Here is a 14,908-nt window from a genome sequence, read left to right as displayed (position 1 = left end):
GCGAGGTGGTGGGCGTGGGCTGCGTGATAGCACGGAGCGATCATCGTCGAGGGAGGGTACGTACCCCGTGGGCATCTTCAGCCGTCGCCAGACCGCCACCATCGAGCCGACGTCGGCCGGTGGCACCGGCGCGCCCGGCGCGTACGACTCGGCGGGCGGTGTCGCGCTCGACTCCGCGCTGCGCGGGCTGACGGGGCAGTGGACCATCGACCGTCCGCACAGCCGCGTCGGATTCTCCGTGCGGCACGCGATGGTGACGACCGTCCGTGGCGCCTTCGCCGACTACGACAGCACGCTGCACTTCGACGGCGACCGGCCCTCCGCGTCGCGGGCCGAGATCGTCATCCGGGTCGGCAGCGTCGACACGGGCGTGGAGCAGCGGGACGCGCACCTCGTCGGCGCCGACTTCTTCGACGCGCGTCGCTTCCCGGAGATGGTCTTCCGTAGTACGTCCACCGTTCACGAGGGCGGAGAAAGTTTCCGTATGACCGGGGATCTGACCATCCGCGACGTCACGCGCCCCGTCGAGCTGCAACTCGACTACCTCGGGTCGGTCGTCGACCCGTTCGGCTTCGAGCGAGTCGGGTTCGACGGCACCACCACCATCGACCGCACCGACTGGGGGCTCGTCTACAACCAGCGCCTCGCGGCGGGCGGCACGATGGTCAGCGAGAAGGTGCGGCTCCAGTTCGACATCTCCGCGGTGCGCGCCGGCGTCACGTCATGACGTGACGTCGGCGGGGCCCTGCTTCTCCCTCTGCCGGTTCTCCTGCTGGTCCCGCTGCGCGTCCTCGTCCCTCAGCGCCTTCGTCTCGCTCTTGAGGATGCGCAGGGACTTGCCCACCGAGCGGGCCGCGTCCGGGAGTTTCTTGGAGCCGAACAGCACTACGACCACGAGCACCACGATCAGTAGGTGCCAGGGCTCCAGGGCGTTGCGGATCATCTTGGCCCTCGTCTTCCACTTCCATGAGCAATACTTGCCTTATTGCGCAACTGTACAACTGTTGCCGCGTAGAGGGTCAGGACCAGGGCCAGGAGTGCGTAGTAGAGGGGCGGGAGGGGTGTCATGCCCAGGGGTGGGGCCAGGGGTGTGAGCGGAAGGAGGAGGCCCGCGGCCGCCAACGCCATCGCTGCGCGGGTGACCGGGGTGGTGGCTCTTCTGCCCGGGGCGGTCGTCGCGTAGTACGCCGTGCCGCGCAGGAGCAGCATCGCCAGCGCCTGCGTGAGCAGGTTCTCCGTGAACCAGCCCGCGTGGAACAGCGGCTCGTCCTCCGTCCCCGTCGGGCCAGGTGCCGCGAGCGCCAGGACCGCGAAGGTCGCCAGGTCCGCCGCCGCGTTGAGCACGCCGAAGCCCGTGATGAGGCGGAGGAAGGTCCGGGGGCGCAGGACGGTGGGGCGGCGCAGGGCGGAGGGGCCCGGGCGTTCGTGGGCGAAGGCCAGCTGGGCCGCGTCGAAGCAGAGGTTCTGGACCAGCACCTGGGCGGGGAGCATCGGCAGGAAGGGCAGGAGCAGACCCGCCGTGAGCATCGCGATGACGTTGCCGAGGTTCGAGGAGAGCGTGATGCGCAGGTACGTGGCGATGTTCGTGCCGCTGCTTCGGCCTGCGGTGATGGCGTGGTCGATCGCGGCCAAGCCGCCTGTGGGGCCGCCTGCGGGGCCGTCCGCGGGGGCGCCTGTGGATCCGGCCGCGGGGACGCCTGTGGATCCGCCCGCGGGGACGCCTGTGGATCCGCCCTCGGGGCCGCCTGCGGGGCCGCCCGCGGGGACGCCTGTGGATCCGCCCTCGGGGCCGCCTGCGGGGCCGCCCGCGGGGACGCCTGTGGATCCGCCCTCGGGGCCGCCTGCGGGGCCGTCCGCGGGGACGCCTGTGGATCCGCCTGCGGGGCCGTCCGCGGGGACGCCTGTGGGGGCGCCTGTGGATCCGCCCGCGGGGCCGTCCGCGGGGACGTCCGTGGGGCCGGGGACATCCGTGGGGCCGTCCGTTTCGGGGTGGGCGGTCGTGGCGTGCGGGGCGCCGTACTGCGTGCGCTGCGGCAGGACCACGTCCGCCGCCTCCCTCGCCACCGGCACCGCGTCGTGCGGGGCGAGGCCCACGTCGGCCGCGTGCAGGGCCGGCAGGTCGTTGACGCCGTCGCCGAGGAAGCCCGTGGTGTGGCCGTGGGCTCGCAGGGCCGCTACGACGCGGGCCTTGTGGTCGGGCGTGCAGGCGGCGAAGACCGTGGTGCGGTGGGCCAGTTCCGCGAGGGCTGCGACGTCGGTGGCCGGGAGGGCGTCTATGTCCTCGGCCGTGCGGATGGCGTCGGGGGGCAGGGGCAGGGCCAGGTCGCGGCAGACGCGTGCGGCCGTTCCCGGGTGGTCGCCGGTGAGGATCTTGACCGTGACGCCTCGGTCGGCGAGCGCGCGCAGGGCGGGCCCGGCCGCCGGGTCCGGGGCGTCGCGGAAGGTGACGAAGCCGATGAAGGTGAGGCCGCGTACGTCGGTCCGGGACCAGGTCGGGCGGGAGGCGGTCCCGTGGCGCCGTGCGGGGCGGTCCGCCGTTGCCACGGCCAGTAGGCGCAGGCCCTCCGCCGCGTGGTGGGACGCCAGCGCGTGGAGGCGGGTGCGCTCCTCGGCGGGGAGGGTGCAGAGCTCCAGTACGTTCTCGACGGCGCCCTTGACCACCAGCGTGTGGACGCCGAGGCCCGCGCCGGGGCGCGTGACGACGGCCGTGGCGAGGCGGCGTACCGGATCGAAGGGCAGTGCCGCGACGCCGTCGTAGCGGGTGAGGGCGTCCTCGTCGGGCGCGGCCGCATCCAGGATCGCCTCGTCCAGCGCGTCCGGCGTGGGCAGGTCCGCCAGTTGGAGGGTCCACCACGCGTTCACCGCCGCCCAGTGCAGCGCCTCGGGGGCGTCGCGGCCCGCCGCGTCGAGGCTGCGGTCGACCACGGGGCGGTCCTGCGTGAGCGTGCCGGTCTTGTCCACGCAGAGGACGTCCATGGCGCCGAGGTCGTGCAGGGCGGGCAGGCGTCCGACGATGACGCCGTGCGTACGGGCCAGGTGGGCGGCGCCGCGGGCCAGGCACGTCGTGACGACGACCGGCAGCATCTCCGGGGTGAGACCCACCGCCACCGCCACGGCGAACGGCAGCGTCTCCAGGCCCCGGCCGCGCAGCGCGGCGTCCGCCACGAGCACCAGCGGAGGCGTGAGCAGCATGAAGCGGATCAGGATCCAGGAGATGCCGTGCACTGAGCGGTCGAAGGCGCGGGATCCTCTCCTCCCGCCGCTGGGTGGTCCCGGTGCCGCGTACGTCGTCGTGGCGAAGCGCGTGTGCCGTCCCGTCGCCGTCACCACGGCCGTGCCACTGCCCGCGGTGACGCTGCTGCCCTGGAAGCAGAGGTGGGGGGCCGGGGCGGCGGGTCGGGCGCCTGCTCGCGGCTCGGGTCCGCGTGGCGTCCAGGGTTCCTTGTCGGTCGGGGTCGACTCGCCCGTCAGCGGGGCCTCGTTGACGGACAACGCCGTTGCCGTGAGCAGCCGCGCGTCCGCCGGGATCAGGTCCCCGGGGGCCAGCCGGATGATGTCGCCGGGGACCAGTTCGTCGGCGGGGAGTTCGCGGGGCGCCACCCGTTCGTCGGGGGACGGGCGGCGTACCACCGTCGCCGTCGTCGGCACCAGGTCGCGCAGCGCCGTCATCGCGCGGTCGGCCCGGTGTTCGCCCGTCGCGCGGAGCGCGCAGCTCACCGCCACCAGGACCGTGATCACGGAGGCCGTGCCCCAGGCCGCCGTCGCGGCCGAGACGATGCCGAGGCAGAACAGGACCGCGGTGAACGGGTCGCGCGGGCCTCGTAGGAAACGGCGTGGCCAGGACACCGTGCGCCGGGTCGGCGGCACGTTCGGGCCGTGCCGGGCCAGGCGCGCGTCGGCCTCCTCCTCCGTGAGGCCGCGCGGTCCGGTCTCCAGCGAGCGCAGGACCTGGAGCGTGGTCGGTCCGGACATCGGACCCTCAGGCACCGGTTCCGCGGAGCCGGCGGGCCGGGGCGGTGGACGCCTCGGCGCGCGACGCGAGTTGCGTGACCATGAGGCGTACGACGGTCACGACGTCGGGGTCGGCGACGAAGTACACCATGCGGCGGCCCTCGCGGCGCGAGCCGACGAGGCCCGCCAGTTTCAGCTTGGTGAGGTGCTGGCTCACGGCGGGCAGCGCGCCGCCCACCCGCTCGGCGAGGCCGCTCACGTCGCTCTCGCCCTGCGCGAGGGCCCATACGATGTGCAGCCGCGCGGACGACGCGAGCAGGCCGAAGGCCGCGGCCGCTTCCGTGAGCAGTTCCGGGGGCGGATCGTCGTGGTCGGCGAGGGGTACGTCGGCGGGGGCGCCCGCGCCGTCCGGCGTCGTCGCCACCGGCGTCGTCACCGGGGCCGTCACCGGCGCCGTCCGTCGGCTTCCCGCTCTCACCACCGTCGCCCTTCTCGTCGCCCTCAACGTGGGCCGTCAGTCTAGGTCGGAGCCGGTCGGCCTCCGCCCGCCCCCGCCCCCGGCACCGCTCCCTCCCCCCGGCCTTCGACCGGGCGCACTTCCTCGGGCATGCTGACCTGAGCCAACGCACAGAACCCAGAACACAGAACACCGAACACAGAACACCGAACACCGAACGCCGAACACCGCCGCCCCGCGCGGCAGCGAAAGGAAGGTCGCGCTCGTGGGCGACTGGATACGCAGCTTCCACCCCGCGCCCGCCGCCGGGACCCGCCTCGTCTGCTTCCCGCACGCGGGCGGCTCAGCCAGCGCCTACCACGCGCTGTCCGCCGCCGTCTCCGGCGCCGTCGACCCGATGGTCGTGCAGTACCCGGGGCGCCAGGAGCGGTACGGCGAGCCGTTCGCCGAGCGCACGGACGACGTCGTGGACGCGGTGCTCGCCGCGCTCCCCAGGCCGGGTGGCGGCCCGCCCATCGCTCTCTTCGGGCACAGCATGGGCGCGGTCCTCGCCTTCGAGACCGCGCGGCGCATGACGGCCGAGGGGCGGCCGCCCGTCGCCCTCTTCATCTCCGGGCGGCAGGCCCCCTCGCTGCCCTCGCGCACCGCGGCGGCGGACCGGCCGGTGTACGAGATGTCCGACCGTGAACTCGTGGACGAGATGCGCGAGCTCTCCGGCACCGCGAACGAGCTCCTCTCCTCCCCCGACCTGCTGCCGCTCATCCTGCCGCCGGTACGCGCCGACTACCGCCTCCTCGACACCCACGTCCACCGCCCCGGGCCCCCGCTCGACTGCCCGGTCGTCGTGCTGACCGGGGACGCGGACCCCCGCGTCACGGTCGAGGGCGCGCGGGCATGGGAGAGCGAGACGCGCGGCGACTTCTCCTGCCACGTACTGCCCGGGGGCCACTTCTTCCTCGACGGGCATCTGCCGTACGTCACGGAGGTCATCGCCTCCTCACCGGCTGGCCGGGGCGCGACGGCGTAGACCGCGTACTCCGACTCGTACGCTCACGCCGAGGCCTTACGCCTTCCCGTCCCCGTCGTCTTCTTCGCCGTCGACTTCTTGGCCGCCGCGGTCTTCTTCGTCCCGGTCGTCCTGGTCGTCCCGGTCGTCCCGGTCGACTTCGCCGTCGTCGTCTTCTTGGCCGTCGTCTTGCGCGCGGTCGACTTGGCCGACGCCTTCTTCTTCGCCGAGGACGTCGCTGTCGACGTCGACTTCTTGCCGCCCACCTGCTTCGGCGTCGCGCGGGACGACTTGCGGGTGAGCGGCGTCACCTCAGCCACCGACCCCGCCCCCGAGTCCGAGTCCGCCCCGCCCGCGTGCTCGCCCCGCGCCGTGCGGGCCTCGCGGACGCTGTTCTCCAGGGCCGCGAGCAGGTCGATGACCTTGCCGCCGCCGTCCCCGGCCGGGGCCCTCTCCGCCGGGGTCACGCCGTCCACCTTGGCGGCGACCAGTTCCTCGACCGCCTCGCGGTAGTCGTCGTGGAGCGTGTTGATGTCGACCTCGCCGAGGGTGTCCATCAGCGCGTCCGCCAGGTCGAGCTCGGCGTCGCGCACGGTGACCTCGGAGTCGGGGGCCACCCCCTCGGGCGCGCGGATCTCGTCCGGCCAGAGCAGTCCGTGCATGGCGATCACGTCGTCGACGACGCGCAGCATGCCGAGTCGCTCCCGGCCCCGTAGCGCGAACTTCGCGATGGCCACCTTCTGGCTCCGCTTGAGCGCCTCGCGCAGCAGCGTGTACGGCTTGGCGGCCGGGGTGCCGCTCGCCGCCAGGTAGTACGCGGCGCCCATCTGGAGCGGGTCGATGCGGTCCGCGGGGACGAAGGCGACGATCTCGATCGTCTTGGCGGTGGGGATGGGCAGCGTGGCCAGGTCCTGGTCCGTGATCGGGATGATCGAGCCGTCCGCGTCCTCGTACCCCTTGCCGATCTCCGCCGACGGCACCTCGCGCTCCTCCAGCTCGCACACCTTGCGGTAGCGGATGCGGCCGCCGTCCTCCGTGTGGATCTGGCGGAAGGAGACCGAGTGGCTCTCGGTCGCGTTCACGAGCTTGATCGGGATGCTGACCAGCCCGAAGGAGATCGCACCGTTCCATATGGATCGCACGTCCGGCACCTCGCTATGGGGGGAGCGGTAAGACAGCTGGGACAGGTTCCAGGTTCGGCCAGGTTACTTTTGTGTCGTTATGGGCGTTATATGGGACTCTCATCCTATGACGCCGATCACAGAGGTGGAGGGGCGGCGGCTCGCGCTCAGGAATCTGGACAAGGTCCTGTATCCCGCGAGCGGCTTCACCAAGGCCGAGGTCCTGCACTACTACGCGTCCACGGCCGACGCCCTCCTCCCCCACCTCCGCGACCGGCCCGTCTCCTTCCTGCGCTACCCGGACGGGCCCGACGGCCAGCAGTTCTTCTCCAAGAACGTGCCGCCGGGCACCCCCGACTGGGTGCATACCGCCGAGGTCCCCCGCTCCCGCTCCGAGGGGACCGCCCGGCAAGTCCTCGTGCAGGACCTGCCCACGCTGATGTGGGCGGCCAACCTGGTGACCGAGTTCCACGTGCCGCAGTGGCGGGCGGAAGCCCCCGCGCAGGCCGACCGGATGGTCTTCGACCTGGATCCGGGGGCGCCCGCCACGGTCGTGGAGTGCTGCCGGGCGGCGCTCTGGCTGCGGGAGCGGCTGGCCGCCGACGGTTTCCACGTGTACGCGAAGACGTCGGGCAGCAAGGGGCTGCATCTCCTCGTACCGCTGGAGCCGACCTCCTCCGAACGGGTCACGGCGTACGCCAAGTCGCTTGCCGTCGCGGCCGAGCGCGAACTGCCCGACCTCGTCGTGCACCGCATGACGCGGAGCCTGCGCCCCGGCAAGGTCTTCGTCGACTTCAGCCAGAACGCGGCCGCGAAGACCACCGCCGCGCCCTACACGCTCCGGGCGCGGCGGGAGCCGACCGTCTCGACCCCCGTCACCTGGGACGAGGTCGAGGCGTGCGACGAGCCCGGGCGGCTGGTCTTCGCCGCGGACGACATCGCGCCGCGCCTGGAGGCGTACGGGGATCTGATCGAGCCCCTCGACGACCCCGACCGGGCGCGACCGCTGCCGTCCTGACGGCCGGGCGCGACCGCTGCCGTTTCCGACGGCCGGGCCTCAGGTAAGGGACGACTCGGCGCGTCGCCTCACCTCAAGTGCCGCGCGAAGAACCGCGCCGCCCCCTCCCCCGCGGACTCCGGGACCCCCGCATGCCCGCCCATGTTCGCGTGCAGGGACTTCTCCTCGGAGCCGAAGGCGTCGAACAGGTCCAGGGCGGCCTGCCGGTCGTTGCCCTCGTCGTCCCACTGCAACAGGACGTGCAGCGGAATGGTGACCTGCCGGGCCTCCTCGAACACGGCACGCGGCACGAGGCTCCCCGCGAACAGCACGGCGGCCGAGACGCGCGGCTCGACCACCGCGAGCCGGACCCCGACGGAGATCACGCCCCCCGAGTATCCGACCGGGCCACCGATCCCGGGCAGCGACAGGAGGGCGTCCAGAGCGGCCCGCCATTCCGGGACCGCCTGTTCCACCAGAGGGAGGACGAGCCGGTCCACGATGTCGTCGGTGACCGTCTCACCGGCTGCCATGGCCCGGCGCAGGTCGGCGCGGGCCCGGTCGGTGACGGCCGAACGGGGACGGGTCCCGCTGCCGGGGAGCTCGATGGTGGCCGCGGCGAAGCCGTCCGCCACGGCCTGCCGGGCCCTGGCCGCCAGCCTGGGATACATCTTGTCCAGCCCGAGCGGCGGGTGCCCGAGCAGGAGCAGCGGCGCCGCGGCGGACGGCTCGGACGCGGGAGGGACAGCGGATACGGGAGGGACAGCGGGCGTCCACAGGATCCCGGGAACCTCACCGAGCGTGAACTCACGCTCGATAACCCCGTCGTCGAGACGCTTCTCGGAAGTGAAATGCATGGTCGTGCCTTTCGGGAGTGCGCAGAACGGCGCTCCCGGACGACCTACCGCCCGACCGTGACCCCTGAGGAGAGCACCCACGTCGATACGTTCACGGGTACCACCTCCTCGGTCTCTCGCACGGCCGCCCGAAACGTACCAGCACCCCCCATAGCCCTCCAACAGGTTTTCAGACCCGTTCCCACGTCCGACGGTCCCTGGCCAGCGCGTGCAGTGCCTCCACATCGGCCGGTTTCAGCACCCCTCCGAGGCGGGCCAGCGCCGGCAGGTCCACCTCGCGCAGCACCCGCACGTCGCGTGGCGGTGCCGCCACGTCCAGGTCGGCGGCGCCGGACCCGGCGAGGACCAGGACGGGGCGGACCTCCGCCGTGAGCGCGAAGGACGCTCGGCCCGCGTCCGAGCGGAGCGAGCGCAGAAGCGGGAACGGCTCGGCGCGGCCGACCGTCACCATCGGGTCGGCGATGCGCACCCGCTGCTTGCGGACGGCGAGAGTGCCCACGCAAAACAGGCCACCGGGGCCGATCAGCAGGTGGTGGATCCGGGCGTCGCCCGGCAGCGGCAGGGAGTGCAGCACCCGCCAGCCCGCGCCTTCGAGCGCGTCCAGGGCCTCGCCCACCGTCTGTTCGGCGGCGAGTGCGCGGTGCCGGGCGTCGGCGCGCAGTCTGCGGGCGGGCGCGGGGTCGCGGTCGAGGGAGATCCGCAGGGCCTCGCCGGGGCGGTTGGGGGCGAGGTCGTCGTCCGGGTGGAGGGCGAGACGGGCCAGTTCGGCCGGGGTCGGGACGGGCGGCGGGCCCACGGTGACCTGGCCGGTCAGGAAGGGGGCGAGGACGTCGAGGACGTCCTCCTCGCTCTCCTCGCTGAGCAGGTTGACGCGCGACGCTTCGCGGTCGTACCAGGCGACATTCCTGCCGTCCGCGAGGTAGACGTACAAACGCTCCTGCCCGTGCCTCCAAGCCGGTACGACACGCAGTCCGGTCATGTGCCCTCACCCCCTCGACCATGGGAACAGCCCACACGCTCCCCGGCAAGAACCAGGTCGCGGCCGGGAGAAGTCGAGGCGTCTTTGCGCCGAGTGCGCCCGGTCCGGGTGCGCGGTCCCACCCGCGCCGTGACGGCACTGCCCACACAGCTATGGGCCGTTGTTACATAGCTGCCGAATTGCCGCAATAGCGGACATCTACCTTTTGTGAGACCCCCGACCGTAAGGAATGTCCCGTGCGCCTCAACCGCCGTCACACCCTCCTCCGTACCGCCGCCGTCTCCACCCTCGTCGGCGGGGCGCTGCTCCTGTCGGCCGCCGGCGCCTTCGCGGACTCGCCCGCGCCCCGGCCGACGGCGTCCAAGCCGCACGCGAAGGGCGAGGTCCACGAGGTCACCCTCGGCAACGGCGCGACGGCGAAGATCCGGAACCGCGGCGGTGCGTACGCGGCGATGATCTCCCTTGAGGGCAAGGAGATAGCGACCCTCTCCGCCACGCGTCCGACGGTCACGCAGGGCGGCGTGACGTACGAGCTGCACCCCTCCAACGGGCACATCGGCATCGCGTACCTCGACGGGAAGGACCGGGCGGACGGTGACAGGACCGTCGCCCCCAAGGGCGGGGTCAAGGCCGGTGCCGAGGGCGTGCGCGATGCCGGGGATCCCGCGTTCCTGGTCGCCGGTGGCGGCATGGCGGCGGCGGGCGCGGCCGGTCTCGGGTTCGCGATGCTGCGTCGCGGCCGCTCGGACGGCTGAGTCCCAGACCCAGCCAGCGCCCCCCTGCCGCCCCTCCACCACAGGAGCCCCCACATGGCCCCCAGCACCCCCACCGACTTCGAGCCCGACACGCCCGCCCAACCCCGTACACACGACCCCCGCGCCACCCGCACCACCTCCCGCACGACCACCCGAATCGCCGCGGCCGGAGCCCTCACCGTCGCCCTCGGTATCGGCCTGATCGCCTGTGGACAGGGCGGCGGCGGCAAGGGCGCCCCCGCCCCCGACGTGAAGGTCCACAACGCCGCGACCGCGCAGGCCCAGCAGGCCGTCGCCCCGCTGAAGGCGTCCAGGCCGACCGGGTTGCGGATCCCCTCCGCGGGCGTCGACGCCACGTCGATGCTCGACCTCGGCGTGGGCGCCGACCAGGAGCTCGACGTGCCGCCCGTGGACAAGGCGGACGAGCCCGGCTGGTGGACCGGTGGGGTCACGCCCGGCGAGAAGGGGCCCGCCGTGATCGTCGCGCACTACGACACGGCGAACGGTCCGGCGCTGATGAAGAACGTCGCGAAGGTCGAGGTCGGCGACACTGTGGAGGTGCCCCGTGCGGACGGCAGCACGGCGACGTTCGAGGTGCGGGAGATCCAGCAGGTCGGCAAGGAGGACTTCCCCACCAATAAGGTGTACGGGGCGACCGGCCGACCCGAGTTGCGCCTGCTGACCTGCGGCGGGCCCATCGTGGGAGGTCACCGCTCGGACAACATCATTCTCTACGCCGACCTGGTGACGTAACAATGGTGACGTGACGACAGGCCTGGTGCCACGACAGGCCGCGCCCCCGCGGCAGGCAGGAGTGCAGTGCAACGCAGCCGGCTCGCGCCCGCCGCCTTCGCCGTCCTCGCCGTCCTGCTGGCCGGCGGCTGCGGCGACCCCGGCGGGCTGCGGGGCGCGGGCCCGACGCCCACCGCCGAGGGGCCCACGCACCTGTGGCCGGACCTGCCGTCCCCCTCGGTGCCCGCCGAGGACTACGGCGCCATAGAGGCCGTCAAGGTCAAGGGCGTCGACGTGCCGCAGGGTGATCTGCGCAAGGTGGACCCGGTCGACGTCGTGCGCGCGGACTTCAGGGAGAACCCGGGGACGTACGAGCCCACCGACCGGGCGTACAAGCAGACCGTCGAGCGGTTGAAGGACTGCGCCGAGGACGGCTCGGGCGAACAGGGGCGGTGCCCTGTCCTCAAGGCGTACTACCGGGACCTGACCGGCGACGGCAGGGACGACCTGATCGTCGGCGTCTCGACGCCCGACGACAACCTCGACATCCGCGTCTACGCCGAGGAGAAGCGGCAGCTGACGCAGATCATGGAGATGAGCGACGCCGTGCTGGGCGTCGAGGTCGCCGGGCGGGACCTGATCATCCGCGCGATCTCCAGCCTCGCGGGGTACGAGTACCACACGGTGTGGTCCTGGGACTCGCACCAGAAGGCGATGCTGCCGACCAGCGACGAGATCGTCCGCTCCGCGAAGGGCCGCAGGGCGAAGGCGCCCGAGTCCTCGACGCCCCGGCCCTCGGCGCGCCCCTCGCCCTCCGGGAGCGGCGGATGATGAGTCGCCGTCAGCCGCGCGGCCCGCGGCTCCCCGCCTGGACGGCGACCCTCACGTGGAAGGCCGCCGTCTTCATCACCGTCATGTGCTGTGCGCTCGCCGCGCTGCTCGGCGCGCTCGTGCACGTCTCGGTGACCAACCAGACCGTGGGCCAGGCACGCGACCGTGCCCTCTCCCACCTCGACGAGGTCACCGAGCGGTACGAGGCGGGCGACCGGCTCGGTCCCGGCGCGGGCGTCGACCCGGTGGGCCTGCCCTCGCGCCTGCGCGACCTCGCGGTGAACGGGCAGCGCGGCACGATGGTCGCCGCCCACGACTCACGGCCGACGATGTGGGCCGCGGGGCCCGCCGACGGGGGCCGCGCCATCGCCGTCCAGGTCGACTACGCGCAGGGCGCCCGCACCATCGACGGGCTCGACCGGGCGATCCTCGGCTCCTCGGTCCTCGCGATCGGGGCGACGCTGCTGGTCGGCGCGTTCGCGGTGACGCGGGTGACGCGGCGGCTGCACCAGACGGCGCTGGTGGCCCGGCGGATCAGCGCGGGCGACCTGGACGCGCGCGTGGAGGACCCGCACGCGCGGCCCGACGACACGGGTTTCCCGCGGCACCAGGACGAGGTGGCCGCGGTCGCCGGGGCCCTGGACACGATGGCGTCCACGCTGCAGGGCAAGCTGCTGAGCGAGCAGCGGTTCACGGCGGACGTGGCGCACGAGCTGCGCACCCCGCTGACCGGGCTGCACGCGGCGGCGGAGCTGCTGCCGCCGGGGCGGCCCACCGAGCTGGTGCGGGACCGGGTCGCCGCGCTGCGCACGCTGACCGAGGACCTTCTTGAGATCTCGCGGCTCGACGCGAAGAGCGAGGCGGTGGATCTGGACGCCCATCAACTCGCTCCACTGGCGGAGCGGGTGGTGCGTTTTTCCGGGGAGGGCACGGAGCTCGTCGTCGTACGCGATGTCTGTGTGGACACCGACCGGCGGCGCCTGGAGCGGGTGCTCGGCAATCTCGTGGCCAACGCGCACAAGCACGGGCGGCCGCCGGTCCTCGTGACCGTGGACGGTCCCGTCGTCTCGGTGCGGGACCACGGCGACGGTTATCCGGAGTACCTCGTGGAGCACGGGCCGCAGCGCTTCCGCACCGAGGGCACCAGCAAGGGGTCGAGCAAGGGGCACGGGCTCGGGCTGACCATCGCGCTGGGCCAGGCGGCGGTGCTCGGTGCGCGGCTGACCTTCTCGAACGCGGCGGACGGCGGGGCGGTGGCGACGCTGCGGCTGCCGTACGAGACGGCCGGGGACGGCGAGGAGCCGGGCACCGGGCACGGCGGAACGTGAGCTTGCGCGGGCGCGGAGTGCCGCTTTTAGTGTGAATTGCGGCTTGCGGGCATCCGCCTCGGCCGCCTCACTCCCCTTCCCCCGAGGAGGCCCCATGTCCCCGCGGACCACCCTTGTCCGGCTCGGCATACTCGCCGCCGGCGGCGCCCTCGCGGCGCTCGCCGCCGCAGGCCCCGCCGTCGCCCTGGACAGCGCAGGCGACGCCGGCACCAACGCACCCGTCTACAAGGGCCGCGTCACCGCCAAGAGCGGACTCCTGCTCCACACCTCCCCGACCCGAGGCAGCAAGGTGATCCGCACGGTGCCGCGCGGCAAAGTCGTCACCATCTTCTGCAAGACCAGAGGCGACCGCGTCGTCAACAACAACATCTGGTACCTGCTCACCGACGGGAGCTGGGCCTGGGGTTCCGCGCACTACATCGCCAACATCGGCAAGGTCCCGCGCTGGTGCTGACGCCGCTCCACTCCGCTCGGCCGACATAATCGACATAAGCGGACTTCCAGGTGGATTGCTTGCTACGTTCCCGGCATGGCCGGAACCAGCGCGGGCGCCGCACCCCCCGCGGTCCCGGCTGCCCGTGTCCCCCGGCGCCGCGGCACCGAACTCACCCTGCTCGTCGTGGCCGTCCTGCTCTCCGTGTACGGCTACTGCGCCGTCGGCCTCGCCAAGAACGGCACGGTCCCGCCCGGCGCCGCCGGTTACGGCGCCGGGCTCGGCGTGCTCGCGCTCGTCGCGCACCTCGCCGTCCGCCTCCGCGCCCCGTACGCCGATCCGCTGCTGCTGCCCATCGCGGTGCTCCTCAACGGCCTGGGCCTGGTCCTCATCTACCGGCTCGACCTGGAGACCCCGCACGACGAGGCGGCCCCCGCGCAGCTCATCTGGTCGACGGTCGGCGTGGGTCTGTTCATCGCCGCCGTCCTCTTCCTGCGCGACCACCGCGTACTCCAGCGCTACGCCTATCTCTCCGTCGTCACCGCACTGGTCCTGATGATCGTCCCGATCTTCTTCCCGGCCGTGAACGGCGCCCGGATCTGGATCAGGATCGGCGGCTTCTCCATCCAGCCCGGCGAGTTCGCGAAGATCCTGCTCGCCGTCTTCTTCGCCAGCTACCTCGCGGCCAACCGCAACGCCCTCGCCTACACCGGCCGCACCCTGTGGCGGTTCAAGCGCCTCCAGCTGCCCACCGGGCGCGTCCTCGGCCCCATCGTCGCGATCTGGCTGCTCAGTGTCGGCGTCCTCGTCCTGGAGCGCGACCTCGGCACCTCGCTGCTCTTCTTCGGGCTCTTCGTGATCCTGCTGTACGTCGCCACGGGCCGCATCGGCTGGATCGCGGTCGGCCTGCTCCTCGCCGCGCTCGGCGCGTTCGCGGTCGGCTCGCTGGAGCCGCACGTGCACAGCCGTGTGGAGGACTGGCTGCACCCCTTCGCCTCCATCGACGCGGGCCGCGGCCCGAACCAACTCGCGCAGTCGCTCTTCGCGTTCGCGGCCGGCGGGATGCTCGGCACCGGGCTCGGGGCCGGGCACTCCATCCTCATCGGATTCGCCGCGAAGTCCGACTTCATCCTGGCGACGGCGGGCGAGGAGCTCGGCCTCTCGGGGCTCTGCGCGATCTTCCTGCTCTACGCCCTGCTCGTGGAGCGCGGCTTCCGTGCCGGGCTCGCCCTGCGCGACGCCTTCGGACGGCTGCTCGCGATCGGGCTCGCCTCGATCCTCGCGCTCCAGGTGTTCGTCATCGCGGGCGGCGTCATGGGTCTCATCCCGCTGACCGGCATGGCCATGCCGTTCCTCGCACAGGGCGGCTCGTCCGTCGTCACCAACTGGATCATCGTGGCGCTGCTGATCCGGGTCAGCGACTCGGCCCGCGGCCAGCCCGTGCCCGCGGAGGCCGCGTGA

At 73.0% G+C, this 14,908-nt stretch carries 15 protein-coding genes; 9 read left to right on the top strand and 6 right to left on the bottom strand.

Translation table 11 applies throughout. The annotated features are described in order from the left end of the window. Positions 1–67 precede the first annotated feature (67 nt). The gene (locus tag NOO62_RS27180) at positions 68–727 is read left to right on the top strand and encodes a YceI family protein (RefSeq protein WP_268773460.1); all 660 of its coding nucleotides are present in this window, start codon (positions 68–70) and stop codon (positions 725–727) included. Here the strand turns inward: NOO62_RS27180 and tatA are convergent. From tatA to NOO62_RS27165, 3 genes are read right to left on the bottom strand one after another with little or no spacing between them, the layout of a single operon-like run. Further along, entirely contained in the window at positions 722–943 is a 222-nt protein-coding gene (gene tatA / locus NOO62_RS27175; protein WP_268773459.1) for a Sec-independent protein translocase subunit TatA, read from the bottom strand. The two genes, NOO62_RS27180 and tatA, sit on opposite strands and share 6 nt — an antisense overlap. Then, positions 940–3,972 (bottom strand): cation-transporting P-type ATPase, encoded by a 3,033-nt coding sequence (locus tag NOO62_RS27170; protein WP_268773458.1) that lies wholly within the window; start codon positions 3,970–3,972, stop codon positions 940–942. Before NOO62_RS27170 ends, tatA begins: the two co-directional genes overlap by 4 nt. A 7-nt stretch (positions 3,973–3,979) precedes the next feature. Next, entirely contained in the window at positions 3,980–4,375 is a 396-nt protein-coding gene (locus NOO62_RS27165; protein WP_268775799.1) for an ArsR/SmtB family transcription factor, read from the bottom strand. 298 nt (positions 4,376–4,673) lie between these two features. Between NOO62_RS27165 and NOO62_RS27160 the strand changes: the two genes are divergently transcribed. Beyond that, entirely contained in the window at positions 4,674–5,435 is a 762-nt protein-coding gene (locus NOO62_RS27160; protein ID WP_268773457.1) for a thioesterase II family protein, read from the top strand. Between the two features lie 23 nt (positions 5,436–5,458). Here the strand turns inward: NOO62_RS27160 and NOO62_RS27155 are convergent, their stop codons facing one another. Beyond that, entirely contained in the window at positions 5,459–6,556 is a 1,098-nt protein-coding gene (locus NOO62_RS27155) for a Ku protein (protein WP_268773456.1), read from the bottom strand. A 106-nt stretch (positions 6,557–6,662) separates the two neighbouring features. Between NOO62_RS27155 and ligD the strand changes: the two genes are divergently transcribed. Next, entirely contained in the window at positions 6,663–7,553 is an 891-nt protein-coding gene (ligD, locus tag NOO62_RS27150; protein ID WP_268773455.1) for a non-homologous end-joining DNA ligase, read from the top strand. Between the two features lie 68 nt (positions 7,554–7,621). On the opposite strand, the gene NOO62_RS27145 is transcribed toward ligD, so the two are convergent. Both NOO62_RS27145 and NOO62_RS27140 read right to left on the bottom strand, forming a co-directional pair. Then, positions 7,622–8,389 carry an alpha/beta hydrolase gene (locus NOO62_RS27145; RefSeq protein WP_268773454.1) on the bottom strand — a complete coding sequence of 256 codons (768 nt, stop codon included), beginning with the start codon at positions 8,387–8,389 and terminating at the stop codon, positions 7,622–7,624. 169 nt (positions 8,390–8,558) lie between these two features. Further along, positions 8,559–9,368 carry a nuclease-related domain-containing protein gene (locus NOO62_RS27140; protein ID WP_268773453.1) on the bottom strand — a complete coding sequence of 270 codons (810 nt, stop codon included), beginning with the start codon at positions 9,366–9,368 and terminating at the stop codon, positions 8,559–8,561. Between the two features lie 236 nt (positions 9,369–9,604). Here NOO62_RS27140 and NOO62_RS27135 point away from each other — a divergent pair, with 236 nt between their 5' ends. The 6 genes from NOO62_RS27135 to NOO62_RS27110 all read left to right on the top strand — a co-directional run bounded on the left by NOO62_RS27135 (position 9,605) and on the right by NOO62_RS27110 (position 14,908). Next, a complete protein-coding gene (locus NOO62_RS27135; RefSeq protein WP_268773452.1) occupies positions 9,605–10,123 on the top strand; it encodes a hypothetical protein in 519 nt (172 codons plus the stop codon). A 54-nt stretch (positions 10,124–10,177) separates the two neighbouring features. Further along, entirely contained in the window at positions 10,178–10,876 is a 699-nt protein-coding gene (locus NOO62_RS27130; protein WP_268773451.1) for a class F sortase, read from the top strand. Positions 10,877–10,942: 66 nt separating this feature from the next. Next, a complete protein-coding gene (locus NOO62_RS27125) occupies positions 10,943–11,686 on the top strand; it encodes a hypothetical protein (RefSeq protein WP_268773450.1) in 744 nt (247 codons plus the stop codon). Continuing rightward, the gene (locus NOO62_RS27120; protein WP_268773449.1) at positions 11,686–13,014 is read left to right on the top strand and encodes a sensor histidine kinase; all 1,329 of its coding nucleotides are present in this window, start codon (positions 11,686–11,688) and stop codon (positions 13,012–13,014) included. Before NOO62_RS27125 ends, NOO62_RS27120 begins: the two co-directional genes overlap by 1 nt. 94 nt (positions 13,015–13,108) lie before the next feature. After that, entirely contained in the window at positions 13,109–13,468 is a 360-nt protein-coding gene (locus NOO62_RS27115) for an SH3 domain-containing protein (protein ID WP_268773448.1), read from the top strand. A 75-nt stretch (positions 13,469–13,543) separates the two neighbouring features. Continuing rightward, positions 13,544–14,908, top strand: coding sequence for an FtsW/RodA/SpoVE family cell cycle protein (locus NOO62_RS27110; protein WP_268773447.1), 1,365 nt, complete (start codon positions 13,544–13,546; stop codon positions 14,906–14,908).

Source organism: Streptomyces sp. Je 1-369, assembly GCF_026810505.1.
Classification (GTDB): Bacteria; Actinomycetota; Actinomycetes; order Streptomycetales; family Streptomycetaceae; genus Streptomyces.
The sequence above is the reverse complement of the archived record's forward strand: the minus strand, read 5'-3'. Positions and strand labels throughout refer to the sequence as shown.